Origin of the sequence: Actinomadura sp. WMMB 499, from assembly GCF_008824145.1 — a bacterium.
Lineage (GTDB): Bacteria > Actinomycetota > Actinomycetes > Streptosporangiales > Streptosporangiaceae > Spirillospora.
Genome location: NZ_CP044407.1, coordinates 8,287,850 through 8,306,092 on the forward strand (window position 1 = coordinate 8,287,850; position 18,243 = coordinate 8,306,092).

The window sequence follows — 18,243 nt, forward strand, 5'->3', positions numbered from 1 at the left end:
CGCCGTCCGCCCGTCGACGGTCGCGGTCCCGGTGCTCAGGGACGGGTCGTCGTCCGAGACCTCGCCGCGGTCCGGCTCGTCGTCGTCCCCCGGATCGTCGTCGCCGTCTCCGGAGTCGTCGCCCGCGTCCGGCGCGACCGGCGTCGCCCCGGCGCCGCTGATGCCGGTCAGCTCCCCGCTCGCCGCGCGCACCCGGCCCGCACCGTCCACGACCTGCACGGGATGCTCCTCGTCGTCCGGCATGTCGAGCGACGCGAACCGGGTTCCGGTCGCCAGCTGCGACGCGACCTCCCGCGCCGCGACCTCCGCCCGCAGATCTGTCTGCCCGCCCAGTTCCGCGCGCAGCAGGAGCAGCACCGCGAGCCCCGCGGCGATCAGCGCGGCGGCGACGACGGCCGTCGCGCCCAGCGTCGTCCGCGCCCGGACCGAGCCGAACCATCGCCGGACGGGCATCTCAGGCGCCCCCGTCCCGCGCCAGCCGGTACCCGGCGCCCCGCACCGTCGCGATCGACCGGCGGCCGAACGGGACGTCCAGCTTGCGGCGCAGCGCGCTCACGTACACCTCGACGATGTTGGGGTCGCCGTCGTAGGCGAAGTCCCACACGGCCTCGATGATCTGCGCCTTCGACACGACGCGCCCCGCGTTCACCGCCAGGTGCTCCAGCACCGCGAACTCCTTGGCCGTCAGCTCGACCTCCGCGCCGCCGCGGAACACCCGCCGCGCTCCCGGGTCCACGGTGAGATCGCCGAGGACGATCGACGGGGACGCCCCGCGCGTGCGCCGCCGCAGCAGCGCGCGCACGCGCGCCACCAGAACCACGTACGAGAACGGTTTCGTCAGGTAGTCGTCCGCGCCCGTGTCCAGGCCCTCGGCCTCGTCGTACTCGCCGTCCTTCGCGGTCAGCATCAGGATCGGGGTCTCGTCGCCCGCCGCCCGCAGCGCCGCGCACACCCGGTAGCCGTTCATCCCGGGCAGCATGATGTCGAGGACGATCAGGTCGTAGCCGCCGCCGGACGCCCGCGCGTGCCCCTCGGCGCCGTCATGGACGACGTCCACCACGAACCCCTCGGCGGTCAGGCCGCGGGCCAGCGAGGTGGCCAGGCGTTTCTCGTCCTCCACGATGAGCAGGCGCATGACGGACAGCCTGCCAAACCGATCCTGAAGAGGACTTCAGGAACCTTCAGGCCGGCTACAGGAAGGCCCGGCATCGTCGGCGACGTGCGGGCCGACCGGCCACGGCACACCGACACCGGAGGTGGAGAACATGGGCATCGACGCGCGCCGGATCATCACCGGCCGCGGGCTGCTGGTCACGGCGCTCGCCGCGGCCGCCGTCGCGGGCGGGGGAGCCGCCACCGCGGCCGCCGCGGGGGCCGGCGGCGGGGACGAGGACGTCCCCGCGGGCACCCGCGTCACGGCGGTGCAGGCGGCGCAGGCCGCGCTGAAGGCGGCCCCCGGCACGGTCGAGGACGTCGACCTCGACGACGGCGGCTGGGAGATCGACGTCGCCGCGTCCGGCGGCGGGGTCCGCACCGTCACCGTCGACGCCGGTTCGGGCAAGGTCGTGCAGAACCGCGCCGACCGGGACGACGGCGATGACGACGCCGACGACCGCCGCGAGGCGGCCGCCGAGGCGAAGGCGCTGGGCGGCGCGAAGGTGACCGCGGTGGCCGCCGCGAACGCCGCGCTGAAGGCCGCGCCGGGGACCGTCACGTCGGTCGACTTGCGGGCCGGGAACAAGCCCGCCTGGGAGATCGAGGTGGCGGCCTCCGACGGCACCGAGCGCGAGGTGAGGGTGGACGCCGCGTCCGGGAAGATCCTGCGGAACCACGCCGACGACCGGGGCGACGACGGCGAGGGGGACGACGGGGACGACGACTGACGGCCCTCGCGGCGTCCCCCGGGCGCGGGCGGGCATGGGGGACGCCGCCGCCGGGAAGACCTCGATCACGGTGGGTTGAGGGGGAGGCCATGAGCGACCAGGCACCGGCGCCCGGCGTGGACACGACCGTTCCGCAGGTGGCGCGCATCTGGAACTACTGGCTCGGCGGCAAGGACAACTTCCCCGTGGACCGGGAGATCGGCGACCGGATCCTGCGCATGCTCCCCGACGTCGCGCGGCTCGCCCGCGCGTCCCGCCTGTACCTCAACCGCGTCGTGTGGTTCCTCGCCGCCGAGGCCGGCGTCCGCCAGTTCATCGACATCGGCGCCGGCCTGCCCACCGTCGACAACACCCACGAGGTCGCGCAGCGCGCCGCGCCCGACTCGCGCATCGTCTACGTCGACAACGACCCGATGGTGCTGGCCCACGCGAAGGCGCTGCTCACCAGCACCCCCGAGGGCCGCACCGCTTACTGCCACGCCGACCTGCGCGACCCCGAACGCATCCTCGAGGCCGCCGCCGAGACGCTCGACCTCGGCGAACCCGTCGCGCTGATGCTGATGGGCGTCCTCGAGTTCGTCCCCGACGACGACGAGGCCTACCCGATCGTCCGGCGCTTGGTGGACGCCCTCACCCCCGGCAGCTACCTCGCCGTGTGCGACGGGACGAACGTCGTGCACGGCGCCGAGTCCGACAGGATCGTCGAAGTCTGGAACGCGTCCGGGAACGCCCCGCTCGTCCTGCGCACCCCCGAGGGCATCGCCCGGTTCTTCGAGGGACTCGAGATCCTCCGGCCGGGCGTGGTCCCCGTCACCCGCTGGCGTCCCGAGCACCCGTCCGACGACGTCGACGCCTACGGCGCCGTGGGCCGCAAACTCTGACCGCCGCCGCGCCGCCGCGACCCGGGGCACCTTCCGGGCCTCGGAGCGGCACGGTCCCTCGGTGGGCGTGGCGGGTCAGCGGCGCATGCCGCTGCCGCCGGACTCCTCCTCGCCGTCGGAGGTGTGCTCGGGTTCCAGGTATTCGTCCTCGGGCCACAGGGTGTCGGCGAGGCAGGCCAGATACTCCTCGTCGGCGGGGTCCAGCTCGGCCGTCATCGACTCCGGGTGGACGCCGGGCGGCCCGTTCCGCGGCTCCGCGGGCGCCGCGGGCGCGAACGGGCGGAGCAGGTTGGACGCGCACAGGCCGAGCACGGCGACCAGTGCGACGAGGACCAGGACTGTGATCACACCACCCCGTCCTTTCGCGGTCGGGTTCCACATGAACCTTGCGTAAGTAGCGAAACAGTTGAACGCTATCGGGACGGCCGTTCGGATGGGAGTCCGACATGCTGACCGCCGGGGACAATGGGCGCATGGACTCTCACGGCCCCGTGGACGAACGGGCGCGCGAGCTGGCCCGGATCCTCTGGGATCATCTGGTGCTGGCCGACCCTCTCTCCAAGGCTGACGTGATCCTCGCGCTGGGGTGTCACGACACGCGGGTGGCGGTCCACGCGGCCCGGCTCTGGCATGAGGGACGGGCGCCGCTGCTGGTCGTCTCGGGCGGCCGGGGGAAGGTCACGTCCGGGTGGGCGGAGACGGAGGCGCGGGTGTTCGCGCGGGTGGCGCGGGAGCACGGCGTCCCGGAGCGGGCGCTGGTGCTGGAGGAGACCGCCGCCAACACGGGGGAGAACATCACCGCGACGCGCCGCCTGCTGGACGGGCGGGGGATCGCGGTGCGCAGCGGGATCCTGGTCGCCAAGCCGTACATGACGCGGCGGTCACTGGCGACGGCGCGGCGCCAGTGGGCCGAGGTGGAGTGGAGGGTCGCGGCGCCCGAGGTGGGGTTCGACGCGTACGGCGACGACGAGCGGCGGTTCGTCGAACTGATGGTGGGCGACCTGCAGCGGATGGTCGTCTACGCCGAGCGCGGGTTCCAGGTGCCGATGCCCGTTCCGGCCGCGGCCTGGGCGGCGTACGAGGAGCTGGTCCGGCTGGGCTACGACCGTCACGTGATCAGGTGACGGCCGCGGTCGCTAGGCGGCCGCGGTGGGACGGTGCGGGTCGACGACGCGGCCGTCGGGGAGCAGCTCTCCGGTGTCGTCGAAGACGACGATGCCGTTGCACAGCAGGCTCCAGCCCTGCTCGGGGTGGTGGGCGACGGTGCGCGCGGCGTCCCGGTCGTGGGCGTCGGCGGCCGGGCACCCGGGCTCGTGCCGGCAGTTCGGGTCGGGGTGGGCGATCACGGGTTCCCTCCATGGCGTCCCAGTGATTAAGGACATACTTCACCCTGCCCCCGTACGTCCTAAATATGCAAGTAGATGAGGAAGTCTTTACGTTACGAGCGTGTAAAGGTTGGGTGAAGCGGGCAATCAGCGCCGATCGGGCTCATCGCCGTGATCGACGTCCAATCCGACGATCGAGGTGCAGCCCGTGCAGATCCATTCCGCGATCACCGACTCGAAACCGCGCCCGCGCGTGCGGTAGGGGTGCGCGACCCGCCTCCGCCGCATGCCGTGCCCGCAGGACGAGTGCAGCAGCCGCCCGCACGCCGGGCACGGCCACACGTCCTCGCGGCGCAGCGCGCAGCGCGGGCAGAGCGGCGCCTGCGGCGGCCCGTCGTGGACGTCGTGGACGCCGTGACGGACGTCGTCGAGATGATCGAGGCCCAGTTCGGCGCCCCAGTCGCGCTCCAGTTCCAGGTACTCGTCACCGGGCCAGTGATGGTCGGCGAGCCAGGCGAGGTACTCCTCCTCGCCCGGTTCGAGCACGGTCGTCAGGGACTCCGGGTGGCCGGGCGCGCGGGCGTCCGGACGCCAGGAGCGGTGCCGGGTCGCGGCCAGGAGTGCGAGCAGGCCGAGGAGCACGGTGGCCAGACCGGTGGCCAGCAGCATCGCGGGGGTTCCTTTGGGATCATGAATTCGCTTCACAAAACCCTGCGAACGCTACAAGAAGGCTTCCTGTCCGAAAAGTCGATCAGAAAGATCCTTTGTCCGGATCTCTCGCGGGAACGGTCCGAAATTGGCCGAGCCCGTGACCGAAACCCGGCCCGCCGTGCCGGGTCGGTGGTCCGCCGCCGGGGTCGTCCGGCTCAGTCCTTGCGGCCGAGCACCGCGACCATCTGGCTGTGCAGCGGGTGTTCCAGCGGCCCCGCCGGCCCGTTCGGACGCCACGCCGTCACCAGTTCGACGCCCGGCTCCAGGATCGTCAGCCCCTCCATGAACCGCTCGATCTCGGAGGAGTGCCGGAAGTACGACCCGCCGAGCCCCGACTGCAGGATCTGCTTGGCCTCCTCAACGCGCGGGTCGTCGCCCGCGTCGTGCAGGTGCGTGAGCATGACGTGGCTGCCGGACGGCAGGAACCGGTGCAGCGCGCGGACCACCTCGGCCGGGCCGCGGTCGTCGGGCACGTGGTGGACGATCGCGGCCAGGACGACCCCGACCGGGCGGTCGAGGTCGATCAGCGCGGTCAGCGCCGGGTCGGCGAAGATCTTCTCCGGCTCGTAGAGGTCGCCCTGGATGAACGTGGCGACGCCGGTCTCGGTGAGCAGCGCCCGACCGTGCGCGAGCACGATGGGATCGTTGTCGACGTACACGACGCGGGCGCCGTCCACGGCCGCCTTCGCGAACTGGTGCACGTTGGACGACGTGGGCAGCCCCGACCCGATGTCCACGAACTGGTCGATGCCCAGCTCGCCCGCGAGGTAGGTCACCGCGCGCTCGATCGCGACGCGGTTGCCGCGCGCCACGACGGGCGCCTCCGGGACGAGCCCCATCACCATGTCCGCGACTTCCCGGTCGGCGGCGAAGTTGTCCTTGCCGCCGAGGAAGTAGTCGTACACCCGGGCGAACGTGGGGGTGGAGGGATCGATGCCGGGAGGCGCGTTCTCCGGGAGGTCGTCGGCCACCTGTGCGGCTCCTCGCTGATCGATGCGGCGGTGCGGAAACCCCGGTGCCGGGGGGAGTTCCACATTAGGCTGAACCGCCCGGCGATGCGGGCGTTTCTCCGATCATCGCCGCTCCCGGTTCCCGCCCCTCCGGCGCGCGGCCGGAGCGGCGGGGTGTGGTTTTCCGCAGGGCCGGGATGCGGCGCGCGGCCGGTAAAGTCGGCGGTGCGCTCCATGGTGACGGGTACCGGCTGATCTCTAGTGTGGCGAGGCATGATCACAATGACGTTTTTGGCGGCGGCGACCGAGGGTGAGCCGGTGGGCGGCATCGCGGGCTGGGCCACCGACCTGATGGAGCAGCTGGGCGCGCCGGGCGCGGGAATCGCGATCGCGCTGGAGAACCTGTTCCCGCCGCTGCCGAGCGAGATCATCCTGCCGCTCGCGGGCTTCACCGCGTCCCAGGGCAAGATGAACCTCATCGCCGCCCTGATCTGGACGACGGTCGGATCGGTCGTCGGCGCGCTCGCCCTGTACGGCATCGGCGCGGTCATCGGACGCGACCGCATCCGCAGGCTCGTCGCCCGCCTCCCGCTCATCAAGATCGAGGACCTCGACCGCACCGAGGCGTGGTTCGCCAAGCACGGCGCCAAGGCGGTCTTCTTCGGCCGGATGATCCCGATCTTCCGGAGCCTGATCTCCGTCCCGGCCGGGGTGGAGCGGATGCCGCTGAGCAAGTTCCTGCTGTACACCACGCTCGGCAGCGCGATCTGGAACACGATCTTCGTGATGGCGGGTTACGGGCTCGGCGACCAGTGGCACAAGGTCGAGGAGTACGTCGGGGTCTACTCCAAGGGCGTCATCGTGGTGGTCGCCGTGGCCCTCCTGGCGTTCATCGCGTTCCGCGTCGTGAAGTCGCGCAAGAACGGCAACGGGAACGGCGGCGCGCACCGCGCCGGTGCGCGAGACCCTGAGCGTGATCACAGCGCCTTCTGACGACGCCCCCGGTCGAGCCCGTCCCCGCCGCGACTCCCGCGGCGACTCCCACGGCGACTCCCGCGGCGGTGCCGCCGGTGGACGGCGTGCCGTGCGGACGGCGGCGCGCGTGACCGCCGGGCTCGTGCTCGGCGCCCTGACGGCCGTCGCGGAGCTCGCCTACCTGCTCGTCACGGTCCTACTGGTCCCGTTCTCGCTGCTGGTCTCGCGCGGCCGCCGGCCGGTGCCGGACGCGGTCGCGGCCGGGGCGCGGGGGCTCACGGAACTGGAGCGGCGCAGGCTCGCCGCCTTCCTCGGTGCGGAGAGCGTGCCCGCGGGCGACCCCGGCCGCGCGCTCGCCTACCTGGCGCTGCGCGCACCGGTCGGGCTGCTCGGCGGGATCATCCTGCTGCTGATCGGTTACGGCGGGGGCGTCGGGACGGCCCTCCTGGTGAGCTGGTGGATCACCGGCGATCACATGGACGGCATCCCTCCGCACCTCTGGATCGTCGCCTACACGTTCGCCCTCGGTGCGGTGCTGCTGTTCGTCGCCGTCCAGGGCCTGGTCGGGGTCGTCGCGCTGGAACGGCGGGTCGCCCGCCGCCGGCTCGGCCCGAGTCCGCTGGACGCCTACCGGCGCCGCATCGCCGAACTGCGGGTGACCCGCGCGCAGGTGGTGGACGCGGTCGACGACGAGCGCCGCCGGATCGAGCGCGATCTGCACGACGGCGTCCAGCAGCGGCTCGTCGCGCTCGGCATGCTGATCGGCCGGGCCCGCCGCGCGGGCGACGCCGCGCGCTCCGCCGAGTTGCTCCGGCAGGCGCACGAGGAGTCCCGGCACGCACTGGACGACCTGCGCGAGGTGGCCTGGCGCGTGTTCCCGGCCGCGCTCGACGGCGAGGGACTGCGGGCGGCGCTGGAGACGGTCGCGGAGCGGTCGGCGGTACCGGTGACGATGGACTGCAGCGTCCCGGGACGGCCTCCGCATCCGGTGGAGACCGCCGCGTACTTCGTCGTCTGCGAGGCCGTCACCAACGCCGCGAAGCACTCCGGCGCCCGGCGCGTCCACGTCGAGGTGGCGGAGCGGAACGGGAGGATCGGCGTGCGCATCGAGGACGACGGGTCCGGGGGAGCCGACCCCGGCGGCGGCGGGCTGGCCGGGCTCGCCCGCCGGGTCGCCGCGCTGGACGGGACGTTCGCCGTGCACAGCCCGCCCGGCGGCCCCACCGTGATCGCCGCGGAGCTGCCGTGCGGGTGATGCTCGCCGAGGACTCCACGCTCCTGCGCGAGGGCCTGGTGCGGTTGCTCGGCGAGGAGGGCCACGAGGTGGCCGCGGCCGTGGGCGACGGGGACGCCCTGGTCGCCGCCGTTGCCGCGGCGCCGCCGGACGTCGTGGTCGTGGACGTCCGGATGCCGCCCACGCACACCGACGAGGGGCTGCGCGCCGCACTGGAGATCCGCCGCCGATGGCCGCGCGTCGGCGTGCTCGTCCTGTCCCAGTACGTGGAGAAGCGGTACGCCGCCGAACTGATCGCCGCGGACGCGACCGGTGTCGGCTACCTGCTCAAGGACCGGGTCGCGCAGGTCGACGAGTTCCTCGACGCCCTCGACCGGGTCGCGGCGGGCGGCGCCGCGTTCGATCCCGAGGTGGTGCGGCGGCTGCTGGCGCACAGCACGCACGCCGACCCGCTGGCCCGGCTGACGCCACGCGAACGCGACGTCCTCGACCACATGGCGCAGGGGCATACGAACGGGTCGATCGCCGCGCACCTGCACGTCTCGCAGAGCGCCGTGGAGAAGCACGTCAACGCGATCTTCGACAAGCTCGGCCTGGCGGACGCCGCCGGGTACAGCCGCCGCGTGCTGGCGGTGCTGCACTACCTGAAGTCCTGACCGTTTCCCGATCACCGGCGCGGCCCGGCCGGTCGGCCCGCCGCACGGCGTCGCGGGCGGCCCTCGCCTCCGGGCCCCGAACTCGGCCTCCTGGAACGCCGCCGGGACCACCGCGCGTGTCCTGGACGATGCCGGAGGTCCGGATCGCCCGCGTCCGTCCGCCCGGCGGAGTGCTCCGCACCCGGGGCGCCGGGTGTCACGCGTACCCGGACGCCTCGCCGTCGACCGCGTCCACGGGGTAGCGGGCCCCGCCGGCGGCGCGGGCCCGGTGCAGCAGCGCGCGGTTCGCGGCGAGCATCGCGGGGACGGTCGCGCAGCCGGGCGAGGCCGTCCGCAGCATCCCGAGCAGGACGGGATCGGCCGGGACGGCGAGGGCGGGCAGGCCTCCGGCGCGCAGCGCCTTGATCAGGACGACGCCGCTGAGGCCCACATCGCCCGGGCCCGTCGCGCGCAGCTCGTCCTCGATGAGGGCGGCGGCGCGGTCCCCGGGCAGGAACACCATGCCCCACGGGTGGGGGCGCGCCCACTCGCCGAGCGCGACGAGTTCCGCCACGTCCGGGCGGAGGCGGTCGGCGAAGTCGAGGTAGGACAGTTCTTCCGTTTCGGTCGTCCCCGGGGGCGGCGCGCCGTCGTGCAGTACCGCCTTCGCCTCGTACCGCCACCCGCCGCCGTCCGCCGGCTTGGCCTGCCCCGAGACGTGCTCGGCCCGCGCCGTCCGCTGCACGCGCAGCAGATCGGCGGCGTCGCGGCAGGGGATCGTGCAGCACAGCACGCGGTCGGGGACGGGAACGAGCCGCAGCGCGGCCCGGGTGATGACGCCGTGCCGCCCGAGCCCCGCACGCACCGCGTCGAACAGCTCCGGCCGGACGCCGGGGGAGCACTCCACCGTGCCGAGGCCGGGCCGGACCACCTCGAGCGACGTCACGTTCGCGGCCGCCGGGCCGTGCCGGTGCGAGGTGCCGCCGACGCCGCCCGCCGACAGCGTCCCGCCGACGGTGACGTCCAGATGGTCGGTCAGCACGGGCGGGGCGAGACCGTACGGCAGCGTCGCGTCGAGGACCTCCCGCCAGGTCGTCCCGGCGCCGACGACCGCGTGCACGGTCCCGTCGTCGCCGGTTCGGACCGCGTGGACCCCCGCGAGCCCCCGCATGTCGAGCGAGACGCCTTCGGTGAGCGACTGGCCGAACGTGGAGTGCCCGCGGCCGCGCGGGACGGCGTCCAGCCCGTCCGCGGCGGCCTCCCGCAGCGCGCCGGCGACCTCCGCGGCCGATCCCGGGCGGACGACCCGTGCCGGGGCGCGCTCGACGATCCCGCCGAAGTCCCGCACGCTACCGTTCCCGCAGGCGGTCGGCGACGCGGCCCAGCGCGTCCCCGAGCAGGTCGATCTCCTCGCGGGACAGGACGCCGATCAGCGACTCCCGGACGACCCGCCGGTGCCCCGGGCGGACGCGCTCCAGCGCGGCCGTGCCCTCCTCGGTCAGTTCCGCCCACACCGAGCGCCGGTCGGTGTCGCAGCCGGTGCGCCGCACCAGCCCGGCCCGTTCCAGCTGCGTGACCTGGTAGGTCAGCCGGCTCTTGGAGATCATCACCTGGCGGGCGAGGTCGGACATGCGCAGCCGTCCGCCCTCGGCCCACTCCAGCCGGACCAGCACTTCGAACTCGGGGTGCGTGAGCCCGCCGTCGCGTTTCAGCTGCCGTTCGACCTCGTGCTCCATGAGGTGCCCGGCGGCGAGGAAGGCCATCCAGGCGCGCAAGTCCGCGTCGTCGAGCGGTTTCCCCGCATCGCTCATGCGGCGATTCTAGTCGGCCTGCCTCCGATCCGGTTGTCAGATGGTTCGAAGTTCAACCACCTCTGGTAGCGTTCGGTGGCGTTCAGTTAGTTCAGATTTGAACCTTCGATGGAGGAGGGGCATGCTCCCGTCTCGCCGACACCCCGACCTGCTCCATGCCGGGCTTCTCATCGGCCGACTGGTCCTCGGCGCGGTGTTCGTCGCGCACGGCCGGCAGAAACTCGACGACACCGGGCACGCCGGGGTCAGCGCCATGTTCGACGGCCTCGGCATCCCGCTGCCCGACGTTGCGGCGACGGTCGTGACGTGGCTCGAACTGCTCGGCGGCGCCGCGCTGATCGTGGGCGTCCTCGTCCCGGTCGTCGGCCTGCTGCTCGCCGCGAACATGGCCGGCGCGTTCTGGTACGTCCACAAGGACGCCGGCTTCTTCGCGAGCGACGGCGGCTACGAGTTCGTGCTCGTCCTCGGCGCCGTCGCCCTGCTGCTCGCGCTGACGGGCGCGGGCCGGTTCTCGCTGGACGCCGTCCTCTGGGGCGGACGGCGCCGCCCGGCCGAGAACCCGGAACGCGAGGGCGCGCCCGCCTGATCGCGAAGCCGCCCGGCGGGCCCCGCGCGACCTCGCGCGGGGCCCGCCTTCCCGTGATCCGGGCGATTCCGCCGCGGCGCGGGCGGCATCATGGGTTCATGGACGGCCTCGACGCGATCATGGACGAGTACGCCGTCCTGCGGGCGCGGCTCGACGACCCCGCCGTCCACCGCGACTGGCGGCGCGCCCGGCGGCTTCGGCGCGCTCTCGAGGCGCTGGAACCGTACCGGGCGGAAACGGGCCGGCTGCGCGCGCTGCACGACGACCTGCGGGACGCTCGGGGCTTCGCGGCCGCCGACCCCGCCTGGACTTCCGAGGCCGGGCGGCTCGGCCGGGAGGTGGCGGCCCGCGAAGCCCGCCTCGCCCGCGCCCTGGCCGCCCGCGACCCGTGCGACCCCTGCGATGTGATCGTCCGCCTCGACGGCGGCGAGGGCGCCGAGCGGCACGTGCGCGCGCTCGCGGACCACTACCGCCGGTACGCCCGCGACGCGGGGTGGCACGTGGAGGACCTGGCCTGTGCCCCGCCTCCACACGGCGCGATCATGGCGATCACCGCGGGCGAAACCGGACCGGGGGCGTGGGCCGGCCTGAAACGCGACAACGGACTGCACGCCGTCCGGACGTCCTCGACGCCCGCGTCCCGGGAACCCGGCTCTGTGCGGACCGGCGGCGGCGATCCGGCGCCCGGCGGCACGGGTGCCGATCCCGGCGGCGGTCCGGATCGGGCGGTGGGCCCGGACGGCGAGACCGTCGTGCGCGTCACCGTCCGGCCCGAGTTGCGGCCCCGTGCGGCCGTCCGTCCTCAAGACATCCGGATCGACCTGCTCTGCACCCGGCAACCGGACGGTCCGGGGGATCTGCTCTTCACGCACCTGCCCACCGGTGTCTCGTGCCGGGGCGTGGACTCCCAGCACCGGCGCGCGCGCGAGCACGCCATGCGCGTCCTCCTCGCCGAACTGTGGGCGGCCGAGGCGGGGCCCGATCACCTGTCCGTGCGGTACCTCCGGCACGCCGACCATCCGGTCGCCCACCATACCTTTGTGTGATCTGTCTCACATGTTCGTAGGAATGGCCGCCGAAGATGACGGCGCGGTAAACATCGGTCACCTGGCGGGAAAGGGATGTGGCCCGCTCCAATCCCGGTCATCGGGTCTCCCGCGATCCTGACCGTGCCCTTTTCCTGTAACGATCTCTTTGCGTCGAAGTGACAAGATGTTCCCGATGACCGTTTCTGGGCATGGTGATCACTGAGGTTCCCTGGAGAGGCGGGTCGCAGGTGGCGCGGGGTAGTGAGTTCGTGGTTGTGGCCAACCGGCTTCCGGTCGACCGGGTCGTCGGACCGGACGGCGAACCGCGCTGGCGGCGCAGTCCCGGCGGGCTGGTCAGCGCGATCGCGCCGGTGATGCGGCGGCGCCACGGAACGTGGATCGGCTGGACCGGGGCGGCGGACGAACGGCTCGAGCCGTTCGAGGAGGACGGCATGTCGCTCGTCCCCATCTCGCAGTCGGCCGAGGACGTCGAGCTGTACTACGAGGGCTTCTCGAACGCCACGCTGTGGCCGCTCTACCACGACGTGGTGGCGACGCCCGTGTACGACCGCGCGATGTGGGACGCCTACGTGCGGGTCAACCGGCGCTTCGCGGAGGCGGCGGCGGAGGTCGCCGCCGAGGGCGCGATCGTCTGGGTGCAGGACTACCAGCTCCAGCTGGTGCCGGCCATGCTGCGGGACCTGCGGCCCGACCTGCGCATCGGGTTCTTCCTGCACATCCCGTTCCCGCCGGTGGAGCTGTTCTGGCAGCTTCCGTGGCGGCGCCGGATCCTGGAGGGGCTGCTCGGCGCCGACCTGGTCGGTTTCCAGCTGCCGGGCGCCGCCGCCAACTTCGTGCGGCTCTGCCGGCGGCTGCTGGACACCCGGCACGTCAAGCAGGACGTCCTGTGGGACGGGCGCGTCGTCCGCGCCCGCGCGTTCCCCATCTCGGTGGACGTCGGCGAGCTGGACGACCTGGTGGCCCGTCCGGAGGTGCGGGAACGCGCCCAGGAGATCCGCGGCGACCTCGGCGACGCCACGATCCTGCTGGGCGTCGACCGGCTCGACTACACCAAGGGCATCCGGCAGCGGCTGGAGGCGTACGGCGAGCTGTTCGAGGACGGCCATCTGAAGCCGGGCGAGGCCGTGTTCGTGCAGATCGCGACGCCGAGCCGGGAGCGCGTCGAGCAGTATCAGCTCCTGCGCGAGGAGATCGAGCAGGAGGTCGGCCGGATCAACGGCGAGTACGGCGAAATCGGGTTTCCGGTCGTGCACTATATGCACAACTCGTACGACCGCGCCGAGCTGGCCGCGCTGTACCTGGCCGCGGACGTCATGGTCGTCACCCCGCTGCGGGACGGCATGAACCTCGTCGCCAAGGAGTACGTCGCCTGCCGGGCGGACCTGCGCGGCGCCCTGGTGCTCAGCGAGTTCACCGGGGCCGCCGACGAGCTCAAGCGCGGCGCCTTCCTGGTCAACCCCTACGACATCGACGGCCTCAAGGAGCGCCTGCTGGACGCGCTCGGCGCCGAGCCCGCCGAGCTGGCCCGGCGGATGCGGTCGATGCGCCGCCGGGTCCTCGAGCACGACGTGGACCGCTGGGCCCACGCGTTCCTCAGTGAGCTGGAGCGTCCGGAGCGGGAGCGTCCGGCCGACGCGCAGTCTCCGGCGCTTCCGGTTCCGGAGGGCTGACCCGGCGGGCGAAGGCCGCCCACACCGACTTCCCGCCGGTCGCGAGCGGCGCCCAGCCCCAGGCGTCGCTGACCGCGCCCACCACGAGCAGCCCGCGGCCCCCCTCGACGAACCGGTCGTTGTCGACCGCCGCCGGCTCGGGGGCGTGCCCGCTCGGGTCGGTCACCGCCACGACGAGCCGCCGCCGGTGACCGATCAGCACGAGCTGGATCGGGCGCCGCGGCAGGGGCTGGGGAAGTCCCTCCAGGCCGTGCCGCAGGGCGTTGGTGACCAGTTCCGAGACCGTGACGACGATGTCTCCGGCGTCGTCCCGCAGGCCCCATTCGCGGAGCGTCGCCGCGGCGAACTCGCGCGCCGTCCGGGGCGCGGTGATCTCCGCGGGCAGGACGCGGCGCGCCGTGCGCGGAACGCCCTCGTGCGGTGTGGGCCAGCGCCCGGCCAGGCCGGGGTCGGGCGCCGGGGCGCCGGGCGCGGAGCGGGTGTCCGCGGGCGTGTGCGCGGGCGCGGGCGCGTCCGGCCAGGGCGAGTGCCCGGCCGCGGCACCGCGCGGCCGTAGGGCCTCCTCGGCGCCGTGGAGGGCGCCGTGCCTGGCGGCGTGCGCCGCGACGTCGTCTGCCTGGTCAACGGTCATGGTGTGAACCTCGAGAGGCGAGCGGGTTGGTCACCGGCGAGCGTTCGCTATCTTGCTCCCCAAGCCGTGCAGATGCAAGGCCGTCTGCACGAACGGGTGCAAGAACGAATGCAAGACCGAATGCACGTGCATCTCGTACCATGGTGTGGGGTGGGGCGAGATCGCGGCCTCCCTGCGGGGAGGCGGACACGCCTGGAGGGGGCAAAGATGAACGGCCACCAGATGCCGCCCGGCGGCGGGAGCCGCAGCGGACTCGTCTGGCAGAAGAGCCGGCGGAGCAATCCGAGCGGCAACTGCGTCGAGATGGCCGAACTCCCCAGCGGGGACATCGCCGTGCGCAACTCGCGGGACCCAGAGGGGGTCGTCCTCGTCTACACGCGCGAGGAGGTGGAGGCGTTCGTCGGCGGGGCCAAGGACGGTGATTTCGACCACATGCTCGTCTGTGCGGCCGAATGAACCGAATCCCATTCCATTCGCGGATGCGGGCCGCTAACGTGCGGTTATGCATCTGGGGCAGATCGCCGCACAGTCACCCGACAAGCCCGCCGTGATCATGGCGGGCTCGGGCCGCACCGTCACGTACCGGGAACTGAACGAGGAGTCCAACCGGCTCGCGCAGCTGCTCCACGCGGAGGGGCTGCGCCCGGGGGACCACATCGCGTTCATGCTCGAGAACCACCCGCTCTATCTGGCCATCGCCTGGGCCGCGCAACGGTCCGGGCTCTACTACACGGCCGTGAGCTCACGGCTCGGGCCCGACGAGGTCGCCTACATCGTGGGCAACTGCGAGGCCAAGGTGTTCATCGCGGACGCGTCGATCCCGGCCGTCGCGCAGGACCCGCCGGACGTGCCGCTGCGCCTCATGCTCGGCGGCACGGCCCCCGGCTACGAGTCCTACGAGGAGCGCGTCGCCGCGCACCCCGCCACGTCCATCGAGGGCGAGTGCGAGGGCGTCGACATGCTCTACTCGTCCGGCACCACCGGCCGGCCCAAGGGGGTGAAACCCGCCCTCAGCAAGGACCCCATGGGCACGCCCGGCCCCCTGACCCAGCTCATCTCGCTGCTGTTCCAGCCCGACGGCGACTCTGTGTACCTGTCCCCGGCACCCCTCTACCACGCCGCCCCGCTGCGTTACTGCCTCACCTTCCAGCGCTTCGGCGCCACCATCGTGGTGATGGAGAAGTTCGACGCGGAACAGGCCCTCGCCGCCATCGAGAAGTACGGCGTCACGCACAGCCAGTGGGTGCCGACCATGTTCATCCGGATGCTGAAACTCCCCGAGGAGACCCGTGCCCGGTACGACGTGTCGAGCCTCCGCGCCGCCGTGCACGCCGCGGCGCCCTGCCCCGTCCCGGTCAAGGAGCGGATGATCGACTGGTGGGGGCCCATCCTCCACGAGTACTACGCGGGCACGGAGGGCAACTGCTTCGTGTACACGAACTCCGAGGACTGGCTGACCCACAAGGGGACCGTGGGACGCGCCGTCCTCGGGCAGGTCCACGTGTGCGACGAGGACGGCGAGGAGGTCCCTCCCGGCACCCCCGGAACCCTCTACTTCGGCGAGGGGCCCACGTTCGAGTACCACGGCGACGAGGGCAAGACCGAGGCGTCCCGCGACCCGAAGGGGCGCGGCTGGAGCACGCTCGGCGACGTCGGATACGTCGACGAGGACGGGTTCATCTACCTCACCGACCGCCGCGCCTACATGATCATCAGTGGTGGCGTGAACATCTACCCGCAGGAGGCCGAGAACGTCCTCGCCGTCCATCCGAAGGTCGCGGACGTCGCCGTCCTCGGCGTTCCCGACCCGGAGATGGGGGAGGCCGTCAAGGCGGTCGTCCAGCCCCTCGCCATGGACGACGCGGGCCCCGAGCTGGAGGCCGAGCTCATCGCCTACTGCCGCGACCGGCTCGCGCACTACAAGTGCCCGCGCTCCGTCGACTTCCGCGCCGAACTGCCCCGGCACCCCACGGGCAAGCTCTACAAGCGGCTGCTGAAGGATGAGTACTGGAAGGACGCGGCGGCGTCCTGAGACGGGACGAGCCCCGGTCCGGGACGTCGGTCCCGGACCGGGGCTCGCGGCCGTCCGGCGATCAGTGCATCGGCATCGGCGCGTCGCCCATCGGCTTCTCCGGCTTCCTGCGCGGCAGTACGAGCGCCGGCAGGAAGGCCAGGAGCAGCAGCCCCGCGGCGATCCAGTAGGTGCTCTGCCACGCGTCGGCCAGCGGGCCGGCGATCCGCGCCAGCATGTCGGGCGGAATCTCCGCCATCGCGGCCATCCCGGCCTCGCCGCCGCCCTCGCCGGGCATCGCGGGCAGCTTGTCGGCGAGCTGCCGGGCGAGCAGCACCGACATCATCGCGGTGCCGACGGAGGTCGACACCTGCTGGATGATGTTCAGCATCGTGCTGGCGCGCGGCACCTCGTCGTGCACGAGCGGCTGGATGGCCGCGGCCATGGTCGGCATCATCGTCATGCCCATGCCGGTCCCCATGACGAACAGGACGCCGCCGAGGGCCCAGTAGGACGTGTCCTCCTGGAGGATCCAGGTGAAGCCCGCCACCGCCAGGACCACCACGAAGAGACCGCCGAGCACGACCCGGCCGGGGCCGATCTTGTCGGTGAGCCGGCCGCCGATCGGCATCGTGACCATCGCGCCGAGGCCCTGCGGGGCCAGCAGCAGACCCGACGCCAGAGCGCTCTCGCCGCGCACCACCTGGAAGTAGAGGGGCATCAGCAGCATCGCGCCCATGAACGCGGTGATGAACAGCACCATCGTTCCCGACGCGGCGGCCACCGACCGGCGCTTGAGCAGCCGCAGGTCGATCAGCGGGGTGGCCGCGGTCAGCGCCCGCGCCACGAACCCGAGGACGAGCGCGGCGCCGGCCACCGTGAACCAGACCGCCTCGGGGGCGAGGAAGTCCTGCAGCTCGCCGCCCTTGGCCAGGCCGTAGATGAGCAGCGCGAGACCGGGGGAGAGCAGCAGCAGCCCGAGGAGGTCCAGCTTCTCGGTCGGCTTCGGGGTGTCGGGCTTGAGGATCCGCGCCGCCAGGAACAGCGAGATGATCCCGATGGGCAGGTTGATGAAGAAGATCCAGCGCCACGACACGTCGTCGACGAGCCAGCCGCCGAGGATCGGGCCGGTGATCGGGCCGAGCAGCATCGGGATGCCGACCACGCTCATCACCTGGCCGACCCGCTGCGGGCCCGCCGCCTGGGTCAGGATCGTCATGCCCGCGGGCATGATCATGCCGCCGCCGAGCCCCTGCAGGACCCGGAACGCGATCAGCGACTCCGCCGACCACGCCGCGCCGGCCAGCATCGAGCCGATCACGAACAGCGCGATCGACGTCATGTAGAGGCGCTTGGTGCCGAACCTCGCGCAGGCCCATCCCGTGATCGGGATCACGGTGGCCAGTGCCAGGGTGTACCCCGTCGCGACCCACTGCATGGTGGCGAGCGAGGTGTTGAACTCCGCGGTGAGCGCGTTCAGTGCGACGTTGACGACGGTCACGTCCAGGATGGACATGATCGCGCCGAGCACCACGACACCGGCCACCGCGAACACGCCGCGGTCGAGGCCTCCGGAGTCCGGTGCCTCCAGCGGGCCGTCCGCCGCCTTGGGAGACGCGGGAGCGGTCAACTTACTTCCAATCGTCGGGGCCCGCGCACGCGGGCACGCAGGAGCCGGGGAACGGTACAAGGGGGATACCGCAGCAAAATACTGCAGAGACTGACACTTTCGCGAACGGTTAAACCCGTCCGGTCTCGCGAGTATTCCGGCCGGGTCCGACAATCTGCCCGGGTCCGCGCTGCTCCCCGCCGTCCGGCGGCAGACCTCGACAGCGCTCGAGGTCAACCGAATGTGACGGACCCGACATGGGTCCCCGCGCCATCCCGGCGG

General features: G+C 72.8%; 20 protein-coding genes. 11 read left to right on the forward strand and 9 right to left on the reverse strand.

All coding sequences use genetic code 11. From position 1 onward, the window contains the following. Positions 1 to 454: 454 nt before the first annotated feature. Positions 455 to 1,135: a response regulator transcription factor gene (locus F7P10_RS37800; RefSeq protein WP_151016820.1), complete on the reverse strand. Its 681-nt coding sequence runs from the start codon at positions 1,133 to 1,135 to the stop codon at positions 455 to 457. Between the two features lie 130 nt (positions 1,136 to 1,265). Here F7P10_RS37800 and F7P10_RS37805 point away from each other — a divergent pair, with 130 nt between their 5' ends. Then, complete coding sequence (locus F7P10_RS37805) at positions 1,266 to 1,883, forward strand: PepSY domain-containing protein (protein WP_151016821.1); 618 nt, start codon at positions 1,266 to 1,268, stop codon at positions 1,881 to 1,883. Positions 1,884 to 1,972: 89 nt separating this feature from the next. Next, positions 1,973 to 2,764 (forward strand): SAM-dependent methyltransferase, encoded by a 792-nt coding sequence (locus tag F7P10_RS37810; RefSeq protein ID WP_151016822.1) that lies wholly within the window; start codon positions 1,973 to 1,975, stop codon positions 2,762 to 2,764. 75 nt (positions 2,765 to 2,839) lie between these two features. Here F7P10_RS37810 and F7P10_RS37815 read toward each other — a convergent pair whose 3' ends face one another. Further along, complete coding sequence (locus tag F7P10_RS37815; RefSeq protein WP_151016823.1) at positions 2,840 to 3,112, reverse strand: hypothetical protein; 273 nt, start codon at positions 3,110 to 3,112, stop codon at positions 2,840 to 2,842. A gap of 125 nt (positions 3,113 to 3,237) precedes the next feature. Here F7P10_RS37815 and F7P10_RS37820 point away from each other — a divergent pair, with 125 nt between their 5' ends. Continuing rightward, the gene (locus F7P10_RS37820; RefSeq protein ID WP_151016824.1) at positions 3,238 to 3,888 is read left to right on the forward strand and encodes a YdcF family protein; all 651 of its coding nucleotides are present in this window, start codon (positions 3,238 to 3,240) and stop codon (positions 3,886 to 3,888) included. Positions 3,889 to 3,900: 12 nt separating this feature from the next. Here the strand turns inward: F7P10_RS37820 and F7P10_RS37825 are convergent, their stop codons facing one another. From F7P10_RS37825 to F7P10_RS37835, 3 genes are all read right to left on the reverse strand, one after another. Next, entirely contained in the window at positions 3,901 to 4,110 is a 210-nt protein-coding gene (locus tag F7P10_RS37825; protein WP_254716231.1) for a DUF5999 family protein, read from the reverse strand. Between the two features lie 126 nt (positions 4,111 to 4,236). After that, entirely contained in the window at positions 4,237 to 4,758 is a 522-nt protein-coding gene (locus F7P10_RS42935) for a hypothetical protein (protein ID WP_176611812.1), read from the reverse strand. Between the two features lie 197 nt (positions 4,759 to 4,955). Next, positions 4,956 to 5,771 carry an SAM-dependent methyltransferase gene (locus tag F7P10_RS37835; protein WP_151016826.1) on the reverse strand — a complete coding sequence of 272 codons (816 nt, stop codon included), beginning with the start codon at positions 5,769 to 5,771 and terminating at the stop codon, positions 4,956 to 4,958. A gap of 252 nt (positions 5,772 to 6,023) precedes the next feature. Between F7P10_RS37835 and F7P10_RS37840 the strand changes: the two genes are divergently transcribed. The 3 genes from F7P10_RS37840 to F7P10_RS37850 all read left to right on the forward strand — a co-directional run bounded on the left by F7P10_RS37840 (position 6,024) and on the right by F7P10_RS37850 (position 8,615). Continuing rightward, entirely contained in the window at positions 6,024 to 6,743 is a 720-nt protein-coding gene (locus F7P10_RS37840) for a DedA family protein (RefSeq protein ID WP_151016827.1), read from the forward strand. 109 nt (positions 6,744 to 6,852) lie between these two features. Further along, complete coding sequence (locus F7P10_RS37845; protein ID WP_254716232.1) at positions 6,853 to 7,980, forward strand: histidine kinase; 1,128 nt, start codon at positions 6,853 to 6,855, stop codon at positions 7,978 to 7,980. Continuing rightward, positions 7,971 to 8,615 (forward strand): response regulator transcription factor, encoded by a 645-nt coding sequence (locus F7P10_RS37850; RefSeq protein WP_151016829.1) that lies wholly within the window; start codon positions 7,971 to 7,973, stop codon positions 8,613 to 8,615. The genes F7P10_RS37845 and F7P10_RS37850 overlap by 10 nt, the downstream gene beginning before the upstream one ends. A gap of 196 nt (positions 8,616 to 8,811) precedes the next feature. Here F7P10_RS37850 and F7P10_RS37855 read toward each other — a convergent pair whose 3' ends face one another. Then, complete coding sequence (locus F7P10_RS37855) at positions 8,812 to 9,942, reverse strand: FAD-binding protein (protein ID WP_151016830.1); 1,131 nt, start codon at positions 9,940 to 9,942, stop codon at positions 8,812 to 8,814. Position 9,943: 1 nt separating this feature from the next. After that, positions 9,944 to 10,405 carry a MarR family winged helix-turn-helix transcriptional regulator gene (locus F7P10_RS37860; protein ID WP_151016831.1) on the reverse strand — a complete coding sequence of 154 codons (462 nt, stop codon included), beginning with the start codon at positions 10,403 to 10,405 and terminating at the stop codon, positions 9,944 to 9,946. A gap of 121 nt (positions 10,406 to 10,526) precedes the next feature. On the opposite strand from F7P10_RS37860, the gene F7P10_RS37865 reads away from it, so the two are divergent. The 3 genes from F7P10_RS37865 to F7P10_RS37875 all read left to right on the forward strand — a co-directional run bounded on the left by F7P10_RS37865 (position 10,527) and on the right by F7P10_RS37875 (position 13,710). Further along, positions 10,527 to 10,991, forward strand: coding sequence for a DoxX family protein (locus tag F7P10_RS37865; RefSeq protein ID WP_151016832.1), 465 nt, complete (start codon positions 10,527 to 10,529; stop codon positions 10,989 to 10,991). A 98-nt stretch (positions 10,992 to 11,089) separates the two neighbouring features. Further along, positions 11,090 to 12,037: a PCRF domain-containing protein gene (locus tag F7P10_RS37870; RefSeq protein ID WP_151016833.1), complete on the forward strand. Its 948-nt coding sequence runs from the start codon at positions 11,090 to 11,092 to the stop codon at positions 12,035 to 12,037. A 230-nt stretch (positions 12,038 to 12,267) separates the two neighbouring features. Further along, entirely contained in the window at positions 12,268 to 13,710 is a 1,443-nt protein-coding gene (locus F7P10_RS37875; protein ID WP_302851482.1) for a trehalose-6-phosphate synthase, read from the forward strand. Here F7P10_RS37875 and F7P10_RS37880 read toward each other — a convergent pair. Continuing rightward, positions 13,634 to 14,341: an ATP-binding protein gene (locus F7P10_RS37880; RefSeq protein WP_151016835.1), complete on the reverse strand. Its 708-nt coding sequence runs from the start codon at positions 14,339 to 14,341 to the stop codon at positions 13,634 to 13,636. The genes F7P10_RS37875 and F7P10_RS37880 overlap by 77 nt on opposite strands. A 207-nt stretch (positions 14,342 to 14,548) precedes the next feature. On the opposite strand from F7P10_RS37880, the gene F7P10_RS37885 reads away from it, so the two are divergent. Beyond that, complete coding sequence (locus tag F7P10_RS37885; protein WP_151016836.1) at positions 14,549 to 14,797, forward strand: DUF397 domain-containing protein; 249 nt, start codon at positions 14,549 to 14,551, stop codon at positions 14,795 to 14,797. Positions 14,798 to 14,843: 46 nt separating this feature from the next. Next, on the forward strand, positions 14,844 to 16,373 hold the full coding sequence (locus F7P10_RS37890; protein WP_151016837.1) for an acyl-CoA synthetase: 1,530 nt from the start codon (positions 14,844 to 14,846) through the stop codon (positions 16,371 to 16,373). 61 nt (positions 16,374 to 16,434) lie between these two features. On the opposite strand, the gene F7P10_RS37895 is transcribed toward F7P10_RS37890, so the two are convergent. Continuing rightward, entirely contained in the window at positions 16,435 to 17,982 is a 1,548-nt protein-coding gene (locus F7P10_RS37895) for a DHA2 family efflux MFS transporter permease subunit (RefSeq protein ID WP_151016838.1), read from the reverse strand. Positions 17,983 to 18,243: the final 261 nt, after the last annotated feature.